Here is a 16,586-nt window from a genome sequence, read left to right as displayed (position 1 = left end):
TGATGAAGGAGCAGGTGACAGCGGGCGATCGAGGTCGTATGCGAGCAGAATCGGATGCATGGACCTGCCGGTGATGCCGCCCCTGAAACCCATGCTCGCCAGGTCGGTGGCGACGATCCCGCCGGGTATGCACTACGAGGCGAAGTGGGACGGGTTCCGGGCCGTCGTGTTCCGTGACGGGAGCGAGATCGAGCTGGGCAGCCGTACCGGAAAGCCGTTGACCAGGTATTTTCCCGAGCTCGTGGCGGCGTTGCGGGAGCGGGTGCCGAAGCGGTGCGTGCTCGACGGGGAGATCGTGATCGCGCGGAACGGCCGGCTGGACTTCGACGCGCTGACCGAGCGGATCCACCCGGCGGACTCCCGGGTGCGGATGCTGGCCGAGAAGACCCCGGCGTCCTTCGTCGCCTTCGACCTGCTCGCGCTGGACAGCGAGTCGCTGCTCGACGTGCCGCTGACCGACCGCCGCGCCCTGCTGGACCGGGCGCTCGCGGCGTCGACCCCGCCGGTGCATCTGGCGCCCGCGACGACGGACCTCCAGGTGGCCGAGCGGTGGTTCGAGCAGTACGAGGGGGCCGGCCTGGACGGTGTCGTCGCCAAGCCGCTCACGCTGCGCTATCTCCCGGACGAGCGGGCCATGTTCAAGATCAAGCACGAGCGGACGGCCGACGTCGTCGTGGCCGGGTACCGCTTCCACAAGAGCGGGCCGGTGGTCGGCTCGCTGCTGCTCGGGCTGTACGACGAGCACGGCAGGCTCCAGCACGTGGGGGTCTCGGCCGCCTTCGCCATGAAGAAGCGGGCCGAACTGATCGAGGAACTGGAGCCGTTGCGCATGGACGACGTGACCGGGCACCCGTGGGCCGCCTGGTCGGACGAGTCCGCGCACGAGACGGCCCGGCTGCCGGGGGCGCCGAGCCGCTGGTCCGGCAAGAAGGACCTGTCCTGGGTGCCGCTGCGCCCGGAGCGGGTCGCCGAGGTGGCCTACGACCACATGGAGAACGGCCGGCGATTCCGGCACACGGCCCGCTTCCGCCGCTGGCGCCCGGACCGCACCCCGGAGAGCTGCACGTACGGCCAGCTGGCGGAGCCGGTGCGGTACGACCTGGCGGAGATCCTGGGCTGACGGCCCGGCCGGAGGGCGGGGAGCATCTCCCGGGGCGCCACGACACACCGTCCGGTGACCGAGGCACCTTCGTGGCCGACCTGCCGTGCCATGCGCGCCGCGGCACCGTCGCAGCCTCGCGCGTTCCCCGACGGAGCCGCACCGTCGGAGCCCACCCCCGCCCGGGTCACGCCCTGCGCCCAATCGGCCCACCGACCGGGCACGACCGTACGCGACCGGGTACCTCCACCGTCAACCTGATGAGCACACGATCGGACCATGTGGACGGGATGGCAACGGTGGGCCTGAGATGCGGAGCGCGCTCGCGGCGCGCGGTACTGGTGGCGGCCGGGCTGGCCGTCGCCCTGACGTCCTCCCTCACCGCGGGCTGCGCCCACGGCGGCCGGGACGACGACCGCGCGCCGCAGCACACGTCGGCGGTACCCGCACCACCCGCCGCACTGTCACGAGGAGCGACCTCCCCGGACGTGCCGGCCGGGACACCCCTCGCCGTGAAGATCGACAACGCGCCCGCGGCACGCCCGCAGACCGGGCTGGACGAGGCGGACGTGGTGTACGCGGAGCAGGTGGAGGGCGGGCTGAGCCGGCTGATGGCGGTGTACGCGAGCCGGCTGCCGCGTGCCGTCGGACCGGTGCGCAGCGCCCGTGAGTCCGATCTCGAACTGCTGCGCCAGTTCGGCCGGCCGACGCTCGCCTTCTCCGGCGCCCAGCACAGACTGCTGCCGCTGATCGGCCGCGCCCCGCTGCGGGCGCAGCCGCCCGACCGCGCCCCCGGCGCCTACTACCGGGGCCCCGGCAGGCGCGCGCCGCACAACCTCTACCTCCGTCCGGACCGGCTGCTGCCGGCCGCTCCGGGCACGGCGGCCCTGGGGACGGGCTTCCGGTACGGCCCGGCTCCGGCGGCCGGCGGAATCCCCACCACCTCGCGCACCGTCCGCTACCCGGCCGCCCGCTTCACCTTCACCTGGTCCGCCGCGCGCGGCCGCTGGCTGGTCGCGATGGACGGCAGGACGACGGTGACGACCGCCGGCACCGCGGTGGCGCCGGCCACGGTCGTCGTGCAGTACGTGAGGATCCGCACCTCGGACTACCACGACAAGCTCGGCAACCACACGCCGTACACGCAGACGGTCGGCTCGGGCAGGGCGGAGGTGCTGCGCGACGGACGGTCCTTCCCCGCCTCCTGGTCGCGGCCGGCCGCGACGGGCGGTACCGCGTTCACGGCGGCGGACGGCGGGCCGCTGACGTTCGCCGCCGGCCAGGTGTGGGTGGTGTTCGCCCCCGCGCCGTGAGTCGCCCTGTCCCTTTGTGCAGCGGTACACCTCCGTGCGGCGCCGTACACCGCCGTGAAGGCCGGTGAAGGCGCGGTCAGCCCTGCGCCGGCGCCGGCTCGGCGGGATGGCGCAGGTCCTCCGCCGCGTCGGCCACCCTGCGGAGCAGATCGAAGAACACCGTCTGCTCCTCGGCCGACAGGGGCGCGAGGAAGACCTGGTTCATCCGCGCGGTGCGCACGGTGAGCTTGCGGTGGGTGCGCAGCCCGTCGTCGGTGAGGCCGAGCAGGAAGCGCCGGCCGTCCTGCGGGTCGCGCGCCTTGGTGAGCAGTCTCCGGCGGGTGAGCCGGCTGATGACCTCGGCGATGGTCGAGCGGTCCAGCCCGACCCGCTCCCCCACGGTCCGCTGGTCGAGTCCGGGCTCGGCGACGAGCGCGTTCATGACGGCGAACTGGGGCGAGGTGATCTCCTCCGAGACCATCGTGTTCCACAGCAGATAGTGCGCCTGCTGGAGTCGCCGGGCCAGATGCCCGGGATGGGTGGTGAGATCCACCGCGGCCATGCGCGCTCCCCCTGATCAATTAGTTGGTGTACTGAACGATAACCGGCGACGAGTCGATCTGTCGCCCAGCTGGAGCCCATAGCTATGGGGGACTTGACGGCCTTCTTGCCTGGTGACAGCGTGAGGGGCACCTCGCTGAAATAGTCAGTGCTCTGATTAATTGACGAGATGGGGCTTCACGGATGGACAAGGTGGTCGCCACGGCCGGGGAGGCCGTGGCCGATGTGCCGGACGGCGCGTCCCTCGCGGTCGGCGGATTCGGGCTGAGCGGTGTGCCGAACGTGCTGATCCAGGCGCTCCACGAGCGCGGGGCCGGCGCGCTGAGCGTGGTGTCGAACAACTGCGGGGCGATGGAGACCGGGCTGGCGGTGCTGCTGGCCGCGGGCCGGATCGCCCGGGTGACCGGCTCGTACATCGGCGGCAACAAGGAGTTCGCCCGGCAGTACCTCGGCGGCGAACTGGAGGTGGAGCTCATCCCGCAGGGCACGCTCGCCGAGCGGCTGCGCGCGGGCGGCGCCGGGATTCCCGCCTTCTACACCCCCGCCGGGGTCGGCACGCAGGTCGCCGAGGGCGGTCTGCCCTGGCGTTACGACGGCGCGGGCGGCGTCGCGCTGGCCTCGCCGCCGAAGGAGGTGCGGGAGTTCGACGGCACCGAGTACGTGCTGGAGCGTGCCATCCGTACCGACTTCGCGCTGGTGCGGGCCGCGCGGGGCGACCGGCACGGGAACCTTGTGTTCCACAAGTCCGCCCGGAACTTCAATCCCCTTGCCGCCATGGCCGGCCGGGTCACGATCGCCGAGGTCGAGGAACTGGTCGAGCCCGGCAGGATCGACCCGGACGCGGTCCATGTGCCGGGCGTGTTCGTCCAGCGGGTGCTGGCGCTGACCCCTGAACAGGCGGCGGACAAGAAGATCGAGCAGCGGACGGTGAGCGGCTGATGGCCTGGACACGCGAGGAGATGGCCGCGCGGGCCGCACGGGAGCTGCGCGACGGGCAGTACGTCAATCTCGGCATCGGCCTGCCGACGCTGATCCCGAACCATCTGCCGCCGGGGGTCGAGGTGGTGCTGGAGTCGGAGAACGGGATCCTCGGCACCGGGCCGTACCCGACGGACGACCAGGTGGACCCGGATCTGATCAACGCGGGCAAGGAGACGGTGACGGTCCTGCCGGGGGCGTCCTTCTTCGACTCGGCGCTGTCCTTCGCGATGATCCGCGGCGGGCACATCGACGTGGCCGTACTCGGCGCGATGCAGGTGTCCGCCGGCGGCGACCTGGCCAACTGGGCCGTACCGGGCAAGCTGGTCACCGGGATCGGCGGCGCGATGGACCTGGTGCACGGCGCCCGGCAGGTGATCGTGGTGATGACGCACACCGCGAAGGACGGCTCGCCGAAGATCCTCAAGGAGTGCACGCTGCCGCTCACGGGGAAGGCGTGCGTGAACCGGGTCATCACGGATCTGGCGGTCCTCGACGTCACCGGGGACGGACTCGTCCTGGCGGAGACCGCCCCCGGCATCACGGTGGACGAGGTGGCCGCCCGGACCGACGCCGAACTGACCGTCGCGGAGAACCTGCGGTGAACGCGGTCGGCACACCCACCACCGCCCACGTCGCCGACACCACCCACACCCCGACCGGCCGCCACGACGCCACCCTCACCTCCGCACACCCCGACAACCCCACCACCCACACGACCCACACCCCCCTCGACCACACCCCACAACCGGACCCCGCCCGGATCGAAGACACCCGCCTCAGCAACACCGACACCGACACCGACAGCGCCGGCAAGGAGAACCTGCCGTGAACGCGGTCGGCACACCCACCACCGCCCACGTCGCCGACACCACCCACACCCCGACCGGCCGCCACGACGCCACCCTCACCTCCGCACACCCCGACAACCCCACCACCCACACGACCCACACCCCCCTCGACCACACCCCACAACCGGACCCCGCCCGGATCGAAGACACCCGCCTCAGCAACACCGACACCGACAGCGCCGGCAAGGAGAACCACGACGTGGCCCGGACGGCCGCCCTCCTCGCCGGTCTGCCGGCTTCCGTACCGGGCGTGACCGTCGACCGGCTGTGCGCCTCCGGCCTGAAGGCGGTGATCCAGGCGGCCCGCGGCAGCGCCGCCGGTGACGCGCACAACGCGCTCGCGGGCGGCGTCGAGTCCATGCCCCGCGCCCCCTCCGTCCTGCCCAAGTCCGTCCGGCCCTTCCCCGCCGGACACGCGGAGCTGCGCTCCACGACGCTCGGCCGGCGCAGGGTCCACCCGAGGACAAACCCTCCGGTGGACCGTCCCGCTCGGCGCAAGCGCCCAACTCATCGCCGACAAGCACACGATCTCGCGCGAGCCGCAGGACGAGTTCGCCCTCGCCTCCCGCCGCACGGCGGCCGCGGCGCACGGGCGGCCCGGTCGCCTTCAGCGCCGGCGACTGCCACCGCGCACGCTCCATGACAGGCAGGACATCTGGCGATCCGTCAGCTCTGGCACTGAAGGAAGCATCAGGTATTCCCATGGCTCTCACCCAGCAGGACATCGACCTCGAGATCGCCGCCGGGCGCGCCGCGTACGACAAGCGTGTCGCCGACGGCGCTCCCGTCGAGCACCACCCGCGCCGGGACTACGCCCCGTACCGCTCCTCCGTCCTCCGCCACCCACGGCAGCCGCTGGTCGCCATCGACACCGGCACGGACCCGGAACTGGTGGAGCTGCACTCCCCCGCCTTCGGCGAGCGCGACCTCACCGGCATCGACAACGACCTCACCCGGCAGCACACCGGGGAGCCGATCGGGGAGCGGATCACCGTCTCCGGGCGGCTGCTGGACCGCGACGGCCGCCCGGTGCGCCGGCAGCTGGTCGAGATCTGGCAGGCCAACTCGGCCGGGCGGTACGCCCATCAGCGCGAACAGCACGACGCGCCGCTCGACCCGAACTTCACCGGCGTCGGCCGCACCCTCACCGACGCCGAGGGCCGCTACCGCTTCACCACCGTCCAGCCCGGCCCCTACCCCTGGCGCAACCACGTGAACGCCTGGCGCCCGGCCCACATCCACTTCTCGGTGTTCGGCACGGCGTTCACCCAGCGGCTGGTGACCCAGATGTACTTCCCGAACGACCCGCTCCTCCCGTACGACCCGATCCTCCAGTCCGTGACGGACGACGCGGCCCGGCAGCGGCTGGTCGCCACCTACGACCACAGCCTGTCGGTGCCGGAGTTCTCCCTCGGCTACCACTGGGACATCGTGCTGGACGGCCCGGCCGCCACCTGGATCGAAGAAGGACGCTGACCGCCGTGACGAAGACCGACACGAGCGACCCGGAGCAGGCGCCGCCCACCCCGTCCCACACGGTCGGCCCCTTCTACGGCTACGCGCTGCCCTTCCGCGGCGGCGAGGACATCGCGCCCCTCGGCCACCCGGACACCGTCACCGTCCACGGGTACGTCCTCGACGGCGCGGGCGAGCCGCTGCCGGACGCCCTCGTGGAGGTCTGGGGTCCGCGGCCCGACGGCACGGTCCCCAAGGTCGACGGCTCCCTGCGGCGCGACCCGGCCACCGGCGGCCATCTCGGCCGCAACGGCGTGGAGTTCACCGGCTGGGGCCGGATCCAGACGGACGCCGACGGCCACTGGTACGCCCGTACGCTCCGCCCCGGCGCGCGCGGCGACAGCGCCCCGTACCTCAGCCTGTGCGTCTTCGCGCGCGGCCTGCTGGTACACCTGTTCACCCGGATCTACCTGCCCGGCGACGAGGCCGCACTGGCCGCCGACCCGCTGCTCACCCGGGTGGGCGACCGGCGCGGCACGCTGATCGCCGGGGACGAGGGCGCGGGCCTCTGCCGTTTCGACATCCGCCTTCAGGGCGAGGGCGAGACGGTCTTCCTGGAGTACCGGTGACAGCCGAGCCGACGGCGGCCGCGCCGCACGACGGTGACACCGGCCTGCTCGGACCCGGGTGGGCCGGTTCCGCGGCGGCGGACGCCACGAGCGACTCCGCGTTCCTGCGTGCCCTCCTCGACGCCGAGGCCGCCCTCACCCGTGCGCAGGCGGCCCTCGGCCTCGCGCCCGCCGCGGCCGCCGACGCGGTGACCGGGGCGGCCGACCCCGCCCGCTTCGACGTCCGCTCCCTCGCCGGACGCGCCCGGGCCGGCGGCAACCCGGTGATCCCGCTCGTGGCCGACCTGACCGCCGCGGTGGGCGAGCCGTACGCCCCGTACGTCCACCGGGGCGCCACCAGCCAGGACATCCTGGACACGGCCGCCATGCTGGTCGCCGCGCGCACCCTGGACCTGATCCTCGACGACCTCGCCCGCACCGGGCGCGCGCTCGCACGGCTCGCCGCCGGCCACCGCGACACATTGATGGCGGCGCGCACCCTCACCCAGCACGCGGTACCCACGACCTTCGGGCTGAAGGCCGCCGGCTGGCGCTCGCTGACCCTGGACGCCCGCGACCGCATCGCACGGGTACGGCGGACACTGCCCGCCCAACTGGGCGGCGCCGCCGGAACGCTGGCCGCCTTCGAGGCGTACGGCGCCCCGGACGCGACCGCGCTGACCGATGCGTACGCCGGCGAACTGGGCCTGGCCGCACCGCCGTTGCCCTGGCACACGCTGCGCACGCCCGTCGCCGACCTGGCCGGTGCGACGGCCTTCACCGCCGGCGCCCTGGGCAAGCTGGGCGAGGACGTGCTGACCCTGTCGCGAACGGAGATCGGCGAGGTCGCCGAGGGCAGCGCCGGCGGATCGTCCGCCATGCCGCACAAGGCCAACCCCGTGCGCGCCACCCTCCTCGCGGCCGCCGCCCGCCGCGCGCCGCAGCTCGCGGCCACCCTGTACGGCTCGCTCGCCGCCGGGGACGAACGGCCGGCCGGGGCCTGGCACGCCGAGTGGGAACCGCTGCGCGACCTGCTCCGGCTGACCGGCGGCGCAGCCCGGGACGCGGCCGAACTCGGCGAGGGCCTGCACGTGGACGCCGCCGCCATGCGCCGGAACCTGGACCTCGACCACGGCCTGATCGTCTCCGAGCGACTGTCCGCCGTCCTGGCGCCCTGCCTCGGCCGCGCCCGGGCGAAGGAACTGCTCACCACACTCGCCCGCCGCACCCACACCGAACAACGGCCGCTCCGCGAACTCCTCGCCGAGGAGCCGGAACTGAAGGACCTCGACCTTGCCGACCTGAGCGACCCCGCCCATTACACCGGCTTCGCCGGCTCCCTCACCGACCGTGCTCTGGAGCGCCCTTGACGACACGACTCCTCAACCACCGTGCGGAAGGCCCTGCTTCCGCTCCCCCGCTGCTGCTCGGACCGTCGCTGGGCACCTCGTACGCCGTCTGGGACGCGGTCGCGCCCGAACTGTCCGTCACCCACCGGGTGGTGCGCTGGGACCTGCCCGGGCACGGTGGCTCGGCCGCGGACCTGATCGGGCCCGGCGCGACCGTCGCCGACCTCGCCACACTGGTGCTGGACCTCGCCGACGCGCTGGGCGTCGACCGGTTCGCGTACGCGGGGGTCTCCCTGGGCGGCGCCGTCGGCCTGCACCTGGCCGTGCACCACCCCGACCGGCTGACCTCGCTCGCCGTCCTGTGCTCCTCCGCCCACTTCGGCGGCGGCGCGGCCTGGTCGGAGCGGGCCGAGCGGGTGCGGCGCGAGGGACTGGAGTGGCTGGCGCAGAGCGCCGACGCGCGCTGGTTCACGCCCGGGTTCACCGTGCCGCGGCTGGTGCGGGACCACCGGGAGGCCGACCCGCGGGCGTACGCCGCCTGCTGCGACGCGCTCGCGGCGTTCGATCTGCGCGACCGGCTCGGCGGGATCACCGTACCGACGCTGCTCGTGGCGGGCCGGGAGGATCCCGCGACGCCGCCCGCGCATCTGCGGGAGCTCGCCGACGCGGTGCCCGGCGCGGCGCTGGTCGAACTGCCCGGTGCCTCGCACCTCGCTCCCGCGCAGTGCCCCCAGGCCGTGTCGACGGCGCTGCGCACCCAGCTCGACGGACCGCCGGCGAGCGGGATGGCGGTGCGGCGTCAGGTGCTGGGCGACGCGCACGTGGACCGGGCGCAGGACCGGCAGACGCCGTTCACCGCCCGCTTCCAGGACTTCATCTCCCGCTACGCCTGGGGCGAGATCTGGACCGACTCCACGCTGTCCCGCCGCGAGCGCAGCATGATCACCCTGACTGCGCTCGTCGCGCACGGCCACTACGACGAGTTGGCGATGCACGTCCGCGCGGCACGGCTGGGCGGGCTGACACCCGAGGAGATCGGAGCGGTACTGCTCCAGACGGCCGTGTACTGCGGGGTGCCGGCCGCCAACTCCGCGTTCGCGACGGCCCAGCGGGTGCTCGCCGAACTCGCCGAGGAGGAGGAGGGGGCGGGCTGAGGTCGACGGTATGCGGTCGACGGTACACCGGTGACGGTATGCAATGAACACGATCGATCGTATGCAGCCACCCGCCGCACGGCATACGCCATGCCTCATACGACATACGACATACGACATATCGCCGACTGCATACAGTCTTCGCGCTACCGCCTCACGCCTACCGCAGCCCCCGCCCCGTCTCCAGTACCTCCCTCGCCTGGGCCACCAGGCCCTCCGCCCCGCAGGACCGGGCGAGGTCCAGGCCCCGGTTGAGTTCCGTGAGGGAGCGGGCGGCGATGCCGTACTCGACGCGGGCCGCCGCGTGTTCGTACTGGCAGGGGGAGGCCTCCAGGTAGGTGACGGCCTGGGCGGCGAGCTGCACCGCGCGGTTGCCGGTCTCCAGCGCGGCGGCGCAGCGCAGGGCCTCGCCGATCGCGGTGTCCGTGCCGAACCGCTCGGCCTGTCTGCGGGCGTCGGCCATCAGCTGGGCGGCGCGCGGCGGGTCCTGCACGGCGAGGGCCTTGGCGAGGTCGATCGACCAGGGCGCGAAGACCGGGTTGTGGCCGCCGCGCGAGGCGGCCGTCTTCTCCGCGGCCTCCAGCTCGTTGAGGCCGTCCTCGGTACGGCCGACGGCGAGCAGCAGCCGGCCGCGCACGCAGCGGATGTCGGGCAGCACGATCGTGGACGGGTACGGCGGGGCGAAGCCGTACTGGTCGGCGATCGACCAGGCCTCCTGGATCCGGCCGCGGGCCAGCAGGGTGTCGACCAGTCCGCAGGTGGCCGACCAGTACAACGGCAGTCCGCGGCCGACCCGTTCGGCGAGGACGAGTGCCTCGCGCAGGGTGGACTCGGCGTCGCGCAGGCGGCCTTGTCTGCGGTAGGCGAGGCCGAGGAAGGCGTTGGCGAGGGAGAGGTGGCCGCCGCGCCAGCCGGCACTGGTGTAGGCGCGCAGGGCCTCGGCGAACAGGCTCTCGGCGCGGTCGAGCCGGTCGGCGTAGGCGTACGCGCTGCCGAGCATCATCAGCAGCTCGATGCCCCACTCCTGGTCGGTCCAGCCGAGACCGGGCGCGAGTCGGCCGTTGACGAGGGCGCGGTCGCACAGCTCGACGATCTCCTCGGCGCTCTCGCCGTGTGTCATGGCGTCGAAGCCGCGCAGGATGAGCAGGGCGCGCTCGGCGTTGTCGCGGCCGGTGCAGGTGCTCGCGAGTTCGGTCAGGCGCCGGGAGCGGGCCGGGGAGACGGTCTCGCCGTGGATGCCCTCCCACATGAACTGCACGGCCGTGAGCCGCATCCGGGCGGGGCCCGGTTGGTGCCGGGCGGCCTCGGCCTCGACCGTGCGGACGGCCTCCTCCAGCTGGTCGTTGTGGAGCTGCGCCTGGGACAGGCGGACCACGGCGTCGACGCGCCGTTCGCCGTCGAGCCCGGGCATGCCGAGCGCGTACTGGAGGTGGTCGATGGTGACGGCGGGTGCGGTCAGCAGGGTGGCGCAGCCCAGTTCGTACAGGACGTGAGCGTGGACGTCGGGGTGCGGCGGTTCCTGCAGGGCTCGTTCGAGACAGCGGCGGGCGGCGTCGGGCGCGCCGACGGCGAGGTGTTCGCGGGCCGCCTCGCGCAGCTGGGCGACGAGTTCCTCGTCGTCGTCCGGGTGCACCTTGAGCAGGTGGCGGGCGGCTTCGGCGGCGCCGCGGCCGAGCTCGGTGATGATCTGGGCGGCGACGCCGTGCATGGCGGTGCACACGGCGGGCGGGATGGAGTTGTAGACGGCGGTGGCGATCAGCGGGTGGACGAACTCCAGCTCGCCCTCCTCCCGTTCGGCGCCGGCCGCCGGGGCGGGCGTGCTGAGGATGCGGGCGCTGCAGAGGAGTTCGGCGCAGTGCCGGGCGATGCTGTCGTCCATGGTGGCGAGGCGGGCGACCATGTCGACGGTGATGGAGGTGCCGAGGATGGCCGCGGCCCAGGCGAACCGGGTGGCCTCCAGGCCGAGACCCTTGAGGCGGTCGACGAGTCCGCCGCCGCGGGCGGAGCGGTTGAGGGCGCGCAGTTCGCCGGCGCGGGACTCGACCGGCTGGACTTCGCTGTCCTGCACCTTGGCGAGGAGTTCGACGGTGTCGTAGGGGTTGCCGGCGGTCACCGCCCACACCTCGCGGCAGAACGCGTCGTCGGCGTGCCGGCCGAGCGTGGCGCGGGTGAGTCCGGCGGTGGCGTCCGGGGTGAGGGCGCTGAGGTTGTTGACGGAGCGGTCCGCGGCGGCGGCCACGGCGTCGAGGTGGCGGGCGCTGTCGCCGCTGACCTCGCCGGGCCGGCGGGCGACCACGACGAGCACGGAGAGGTCGTCCAGGCGCTCGGCGAACGCGGCGAGCCAGCGCAGGGTCTCCTGGTCGGCCCAGTGGGCGTCGTCGATCAGCAGCACGAGGGGCCATTCGCGGCGGGCGAGCCGGCGGACCGCGGCGACGAGGCCGTCGCACACGTACTGCGGGTCGGCGCTGCCCTCCTGCGGTTCGGCTATGCCGAGGGCGGGGCCGGCGATGTCGTACCAGTCGCCGAGGTACTCGCGGGCCTCTTCCGGCAGTAAGGAGAGCAGGGCGGGCTGGAGGAGCTGCCGTACCACGTTGAACGGGACGGACTTCAGGGTCTCCGCGCCGCGCGCGGACCAGACGTCGCAGCCTCGGCGTTCGGCGATCCTGCGGGTCTCGGCCAGCAGCGCGGTCTTGCCGAGTCCCGCCACGCCGCGGAAGACCAGCAGGCTGCCCGCGGAGGACCGGTCGGCGCACAGGACGTCGAGTGCGTCCGCGACGGTGGCGATCTCCGCGTCCCGCTCCCACAGGGAAGCCGAGGCGGCCGTCGGGGGCCGTCCCTCCGTCATCCCGTTACCTCCCCAGGTCGCCCGAATGACGTACAGAGCACGAGCGTAGCCGTCCGTCGGGTCCCGTGGTGGGCGGTCCGGGCAGCTGTTGCCCCGCCGGGTGAAAGTGCGTGCGGGCAGGCGACGCGCGTCCGGCACGAACCGCCGGTCAGCAGCCGATGGGGCGTCAACCGGGCCGCCCGGGTGCCGGTGCCGGAGACGGCCCGCCGGATGCCGTTCACCGCGCGGGGACGGAGAAAAGAGGATGGGAGAAAGACGGGAGAATTCGGAGGCGAAATAATCCGGTCTGTTCCGTTCGCGACAGATCCTCTCATCACACTTTCACGGTCGCCTCATACGGTGGGGTCATGACGCAGGTGACTCCCCCCGGGTGGTACCCCGACCCCGGGCAGACGAACGACGGTCCGCCCACCGAGCGCTGGTGGGACGGCAAGGCCTGGACGGACCAGACCCGCCCCGCCGGGACGGCCGCCGCCTGGGGTCCCCCGACGCAGCCGCCGCCGGACACGGCCGCGCGGCCGGCGCCTCCGGCGTCCCCGGTGCCTGCCGCACCCGCCGCGTTCGGGACGGAGCCGGCGCTCCCCGCGCCCGCCGGATACGGCGGGCAGCCGGGGTACACGGGATATCCGGGACACCCCGCCGAGCCGCCCTCCGGATCCCGGCGCCGGCTGCGCAACGGCATCGCCGTGACGGCGGCGGCCGCGGTACTCGCGTGCATCGGGGTCGGCGTCTACGCCCTGACCAAGGACGACGGCAACGGCAGCGGCAGCGATCGCGCCGGCTCGCAGCAGGGCACCCCGGGCGGACAGGACGGCGGACGCAGCGGCGGCCAGGCCGACCCGTTCGGCGGCGGTTCGGGCGGCTCCGGGGGCTCGGGCGGATCCGGCGGGCCGGGAGAGCCGGGCGGCTCCGGCGGCTCAGGGAACTCCGGCGGTGGCGCGCCGTCGCCGGGGCGGTCCGCCGCGCCCAAGGTGCAGGGCGGCGGCACGGTGCCGGACGCCGTCAACGGGATCAGCCTGCCGGTACCGAAGGGCTGGACCGGGCAGTCGATCAGCGTCGGTGCGGAGGTCACCTCGAACGACTCCTACAAGTGCCCGGGCAACGCCACCCAGACCTGCACCGCGGGCGGCGCCTACACGAGTCCGGCGGTGGTGCTGGGCAACAAGGGCACGACGCCCGAGGCGGTCGCCAAGGCGGACATCGCGGCCAACGCCAAGGATTCCTACGGCGGTGACACCTACGGCAGCATCAGCTCGCACCAGGTGCTGGCCTCGCAGGCCGTGACGGTGGCCGGGCAGAAGGGCTACATGGTGCGCTGGAAGGCGGTCACCAGCAAGGGCTCCGACGGCTACGTCGAGTCGGTCGCCTTCCCCTCGCCCAACGACGCGCAGCAGATCGTGGTGGTCCGCTTCGGTGTCGACGTCGGCCAGCAGGTGTCCGTCATCGACGACATCGTGAAGGGGATCAGGGTCTCGTCCGGCAGCGGCGGCAGCGGCCAGGCCGTCTGAGCCGGAGCCCGGGGACACCGATGCGGATCGGCCGGGCGGGGTGCCTCTCCGCTCAAGAGGAACCCCACCCGGCCGGGGGTGCGCGCCGCCCCCGTCCCCACGGTGCGGCGCGAACAGGTCGCCGTTCAGTCATCCCGTGAACGGCGGCCTGGGTCTCAGGTCAGCCCGAGCGCGGGCAGCACGGTGGCGTCCACGAAACGGGCGAGATAGTCGGCGTCGGCGTACTGGCCGCTGAGCACGGGCCGCACCCGCAGCACGCCGAACATCATCGCTGGTACGTACTCCAGCGCCGGATGGTCGGCACGGACCTCGCCCCGGGCCACGCCCCGGGCGAGCATCTCCTGCAGAGCGGCGATCTCCGGGTAGACCAGCGCCTCGCGCAGCGCCTGGGCCAGTTCCTTGTCGGCCGTCCACGCGTGTCCCAGCGCCTGGAGCAGGCTGGTGTCCTTGCCGGACCAGTCCCCCGCGGCCCGCGCGGCCTGGCGCAGGTCCTCGGCGAGGGATCCGGTGTCGATGCCGGCGAACCGCACCCGGTGGCTGGCGCGCAGCGCGGCCGCGACGAACTGGGGCTTGGTCTTCCACTGCCGGTAGAGCGTGGACTTGCTGCACCGGGTGCTGGCGGCGACGCCCTCCATGGTGACTGCCTCGTACCCGCACGCGCGGATCTGGTCCAGCACGGCGTCGAAGAACTCCCGCTCACGCTCCGGCGTGATCTTGGAGCGGCGCGAGGCGGCGACCGTGTCCGGTCCGTCCGCGGCCTGCGACGTCATGTGGCGCTTCCCCTCACTCGTGTCCGGTGGGCCCGTCGGTCGTCGGTGTACGACACCGCCGAGGACCGGGTCGATCCCGGCTCGAGCCCGGCTCGACCCGGGCCGACGAATCTGTGTCTCCAGTGTGGCGCACATCAATCGATACGCCAGTGTACCGGTACCGAAGCGTATCGGTACACTGGCGTATCGGTACGACAACGTATCGATGAGTTCCGGTCCCGTACCGGGGCCCATCCGCACCACCCACGCACCACCGTCAGTGAAGGGGCCGGGGGATGACTGCCCGAACCGAGCCGCCAGAGGCAGAACCGGAGCCGCCGGACGCGATCCCGCGCCCGGCGCTCATACGCGAGCTGCTGCTGGTCGCAGGGCTCTTCCTCGTCTACAAGCTCGGCCGGCAGCTGGCCACGGGCCATACCGCGGGCGCGTTCCGCGACGCCCACCGCGTGTGGGACCTGGAGCGCACGCTGCACCTCCCCCACGAGAACGCCGTGCAGTCCGCACTGCTGCACGGCGACACCCTGGTCCACATCGCGAACACCTACTACGCCACCGTCCACTTCCCGGCGACGCTGGCCTTCCTCGTCTGGCTCTACGTCAGGCGGCCCGCCCACTACCTCTGGGCCCGCCGGGTCCTCGCGGTGGTCACCACCGCCGCCCTGGTGCTCCCGTTCACGTTCCCGCTGGCCCCGCCCCGGATGCTGACCGGTACCGGCCTGATCGACACCGCGAGGGTCTACGGCCCGTCCGTGTACGGCCCGCCGTCCAGCGACCATCTGTCCAACCAGTTCGCGGCGATGCCGTCGCTGCACTTCGGCTGGGCGCTGATGGTGGCTGTCGGCCTGATCGCGGCCACCCGGTCGCACTGGCGCTGGCTGTTCCTGCTGCACCCGCTGATCACCCTGGTGGTGATCGTGGGCACGGCCAACCACTACTGGCTCGACGCGATCGTGGCGACCGCCATGCTCGGCATCGCCCTCGCCGTGATCCGTCCCCCGTGCCCTACGGCCACCACGGCCGGCCGCGGCACGGACCGGCTCGCCCCGGAGGCGCCCGTACTGGTGGGGGCGGGCCGATGAGCGCCGCCGCCCTGGTCGCCGTGGGCCTCTCGCTCGTCTCGGCCGTCGCCTACGCCCTCGCCGCCGTCGCCCAGGAACGGCTCGCCGCGCGCACCGCCGGCGCCGGGCTGCTGCGGCTGCTCGGCACGGGGGCCTGGTGGTCGGCGGTCGGCCTGAACGCGACCGCCGCGCTGCTGCACGTCGTCGCCCTCAAGTACGGCCCGCTCACCCTCGTCCAGCCACTGGGCGCGCTCACCCTGGTCGCGGCCGTTCCGCTCGGGGCGCGGGCGGCCGGGCGCAAGGTCAGCGCGGCGGAGTGGCGCGGTACGGCGCTCACGCTGCTCGGCCTCGCCGCGCTGCTCGTCACCGCCTCCGGCCCGGCACCCGAGCGGGTGCTGTCGCTGACCGAGGCGCTGGCGGTCGCCGGTACGACGGCCGCGGCGATCGGCATGCTCTCCCGGCCCGGCGCCCGTCCGGGCCTGCGGCACGCGACGGCGTCCGGCTTCGCCTCCGGTGTCGCCTCCGCGCTCACCCAGACGGTGACGGTGGCCGCCACCGACCGCACCGCTCCGCTGCTGAGCACCGAGGTGATCGTCGTCGCCGTGCTCGTCGCCGCGTTCGCCGTCGGCGGGCTGCTGCTGTCCCAGACCGCCTACCGCGGCGGCCTCGGCGCCCCGCTGGCCGTGGTCACCCTCGCCAACCCGGTGGCGGCCGCCGTGATCGGCCTCATGCTGCTCGGCCAGGGCCTCCAGGGCGGCCCCGCCGGCGTCCTGCTGGCCCTCGCCGGAGCGGTCCTCGCCGCCTGGGGCGTGGTCCTGCTCACCCGGGTCGCCCCGGCACCGGGCGCCGCTGCCGGGCATGCCGAGGACGCCGTCGACGAGCATCCGGTGGCGGCGGTGCTGGCACTGGAGCCCGGCACGGCGACCGCGGAACCGGCCCTGGTGCCGCGCCAGCCGGACCAGCCGGGACACCTCACCGCGCTCTGAGCACACGAAACGGCGGACGGTCCGCGCGTCATGCGCGCAGACCGTCCGCCGCCGTCGTCGTACTCGTACTCG

15 protein-coding genes and 1 pseudogene are annotated in these 16,586 nt (G+C 73.6%); 13 read left to right on the top strand and 3 right to left on the bottom strand.

What is annotated here, in order from left to right:
• Positions 1–58: 58 nt before the first annotated feature.
• A complete protein-coding gene (locus tag BIV25_RS35740) occupies positions 59–1,120 on the top strand; it encodes an ATP-dependent DNA ligase (RefSeq protein WP_071376681.1) in 1,062 nt (353 codons plus the stop codon).
• A 239-nt stretch (positions 1,121–1,359) separates the two neighbouring features.
• Positions 1,360–2,412 (top strand): DUF3048 domain-containing protein, encoded by a 1,053-nt coding sequence (locus tag BIV25_RS35735; RefSeq protein WP_256256756.1) that lies wholly within the window; start codon positions 1,360–1,362, stop codon positions 2,410–2,412.
• Between the two features lie 76 nt (positions 2,413–2,488).
• On the opposite strand, the gene BIV25_RS35730 is transcribed toward BIV25_RS35735, so the two are convergent.
• Positions 2,489–2,953: a MarR family winged helix-turn-helix transcriptional regulator gene (locus tag BIV25_RS35730; RefSeq protein ID WP_071376679.1), complete on the bottom strand. Its 465-nt coding sequence runs from the start codon at positions 2,951–2,953 to the stop codon at positions 2,489–2,491.
• Positions 2,954–3,135: 182 nt separating this feature from the next.
• On the opposite strand from BIV25_RS35730, the gene BIV25_RS35725 reads away from it, so the two are divergent.
• The 8 genes and pseudogenes from BIV25_RS35725 (at position 3,136) to pcaD (ending at position 9,347) form a co-directional block, all read left to right on the top strand.
• Positions 3,136–3,891, top strand: a complete 756-nt coding sequence (locus tag BIV25_RS35725) for a CoA transferase subunit A (RefSeq protein WP_071376678.1) — start codon at positions 3,136–3,138, stop codon at positions 3,889–3,891.
• Positions 3,891–4,535 carry a CoA transferase subunit B gene (locus tag BIV25_RS35720; RefSeq protein ID WP_071376677.1) on the top strand — a complete coding sequence of 215 codons (645 nt, stop codon included), beginning with the start codon at positions 3,891–3,893 and terminating at the stop codon, positions 4,533–4,535. The genes BIV25_RS35725 and BIV25_RS35720 overlap by 1 nt, the downstream gene beginning before the upstream one ends.
• Positions 4,532–4,762 (top strand): hypothetical protein, encoded by a 231-nt coding sequence (locus BIV25_RS35715; protein WP_071376676.1) that lies wholly within the window; start codon positions 4,532–4,534, stop codon positions 4,760–4,762. Before BIV25_RS35720 ends, BIV25_RS35715 begins: the two co-directional genes overlap by 4 nt.
• A pseudogene (locus BIV25_RS35710) lies at positions 4,759–5,368 on the top strand (3-oxoadipyl-CoA thiolase); the annotation flags it as partial. The gene BIV25_RS35715 and the pseudogene BIV25_RS35710, both read left to right, overlap by 4 nt.
• 115 nt (positions 5,369–5,483) lie before the next feature.
• Positions 5,484–6,257, top strand: a complete 774-nt coding sequence (gene pcaH, locus BIV25_RS35705; RefSeq protein WP_071376674.1) for a protocatechuate 3,4-dioxygenase subunit beta — start codon at positions 5,484–5,486, stop codon at positions 6,255–6,257.
• 5 nt (positions 6,258–6,262) lie between these two features.
• On the top strand, positions 6,263–6,865 hold the full coding sequence (gene pcaG, locus BIV25_RS35700; protein WP_071376673.1) for a protocatechuate 3,4-dioxygenase subunit alpha: 603 nt from the start codon (positions 6,263–6,265) through the stop codon (positions 6,863–6,865).
• Positions 6,862–8,214 (top strand): 3-carboxy-cis,cis-muconate cycloisomerase, encoded by a 1,353-nt coding sequence (gene pcaB / locus BIV25_RS35695; protein WP_071376672.1) that lies wholly within the window; start codon positions 6,862–6,864, stop codon positions 8,212–8,214. The genes pcaG and pcaB overlap by 4 nt, the downstream gene beginning before the upstream one ends.
• Entirely contained in the window at positions 8,211–9,347 is a 1,137-nt protein-coding gene (gene pcaD, locus BIV25_RS35690) for a 3-oxoadipate enol-lactonase (protein ID WP_071376671.1), read from the top strand. The genes pcaB and pcaD overlap by 4 nt, the downstream gene beginning before the upstream one ends.
• 160 nt (positions 9,348–9,507) lie before the next feature.
• On the opposite strand, the gene BIV25_RS35685 is transcribed toward pcaD, so the two are convergent.
• Positions 9,508–12,192, bottom strand: a complete 2,685-nt coding sequence (locus BIV25_RS35685) for an AAA family ATPase (RefSeq protein WP_071376670.1) — start codon at positions 12,190–12,192, stop codon at positions 9,508–9,510.
• Positions 12,193–12,539: 347 nt separating this feature from the next.
• Here BIV25_RS35685 and BIV25_RS35680 point away from each other — a divergent pair, with 347 nt between their 5' ends.
• Positions 12,540–13,700: a DUF2510 domain-containing protein gene (locus tag BIV25_RS35680; protein WP_071376669.1), complete on the top strand. Its 1,161-nt coding sequence runs from the start codon at positions 12,540–12,542 to the stop codon at positions 13,698–13,700.
• Positions 13,701–13,855: 155 nt separating this feature from the next.
• On the opposite strand, the gene BIV25_RS35675 is transcribed toward BIV25_RS35680, so the two are convergent.
• Positions 13,856–14,470, bottom strand: coding sequence for a TetR/AcrR family transcriptional regulator (locus tag BIV25_RS35675; RefSeq protein WP_071376668.1), 615 nt, complete (start codon positions 14,468–14,470; stop codon positions 13,856–13,858).
• Positions 14,471–14,745: 275 nt separating this feature from the next.
• Here BIV25_RS35675 and BIV25_RS35670 point away from each other — a divergent pair, with 275 nt between their 5' ends.
• Both BIV25_RS35670 and BIV25_RS35665 read left to right on the top strand, forming a co-directional pair.
• Positions 14,746–15,549, top strand: coding sequence for a phosphatase PAP2 family protein (locus tag BIV25_RS35670; RefSeq protein WP_071376667.1), 804 nt, complete (start codon positions 14,746–14,748; stop codon positions 15,547–15,549).
• A complete protein-coding gene (locus tag BIV25_RS35665) occupies positions 15,546–16,514 on the top strand; it encodes a hypothetical protein (protein ID WP_071376666.1) in 969 nt (322 codons plus the stop codon). Before BIV25_RS35670 ends, BIV25_RS35665 begins: the two co-directional genes overlap by 4 nt.
• Positions 16,515–16,586: the final 72 nt, after the last annotated feature.

The organism is Streptomyces sp. MUSC 14 (assembly GCF_001866675.1).
Taxonomy (GTDB): Bacteria; Actinomycetota; Actinomycetes; order Streptomycetales; family Streptomycetaceae; genus Streptomyces.
Note: the sequence above shows the minus strand (reverse complement) of the source record. Positions and strands in the feature narration are given on the sequence as shown.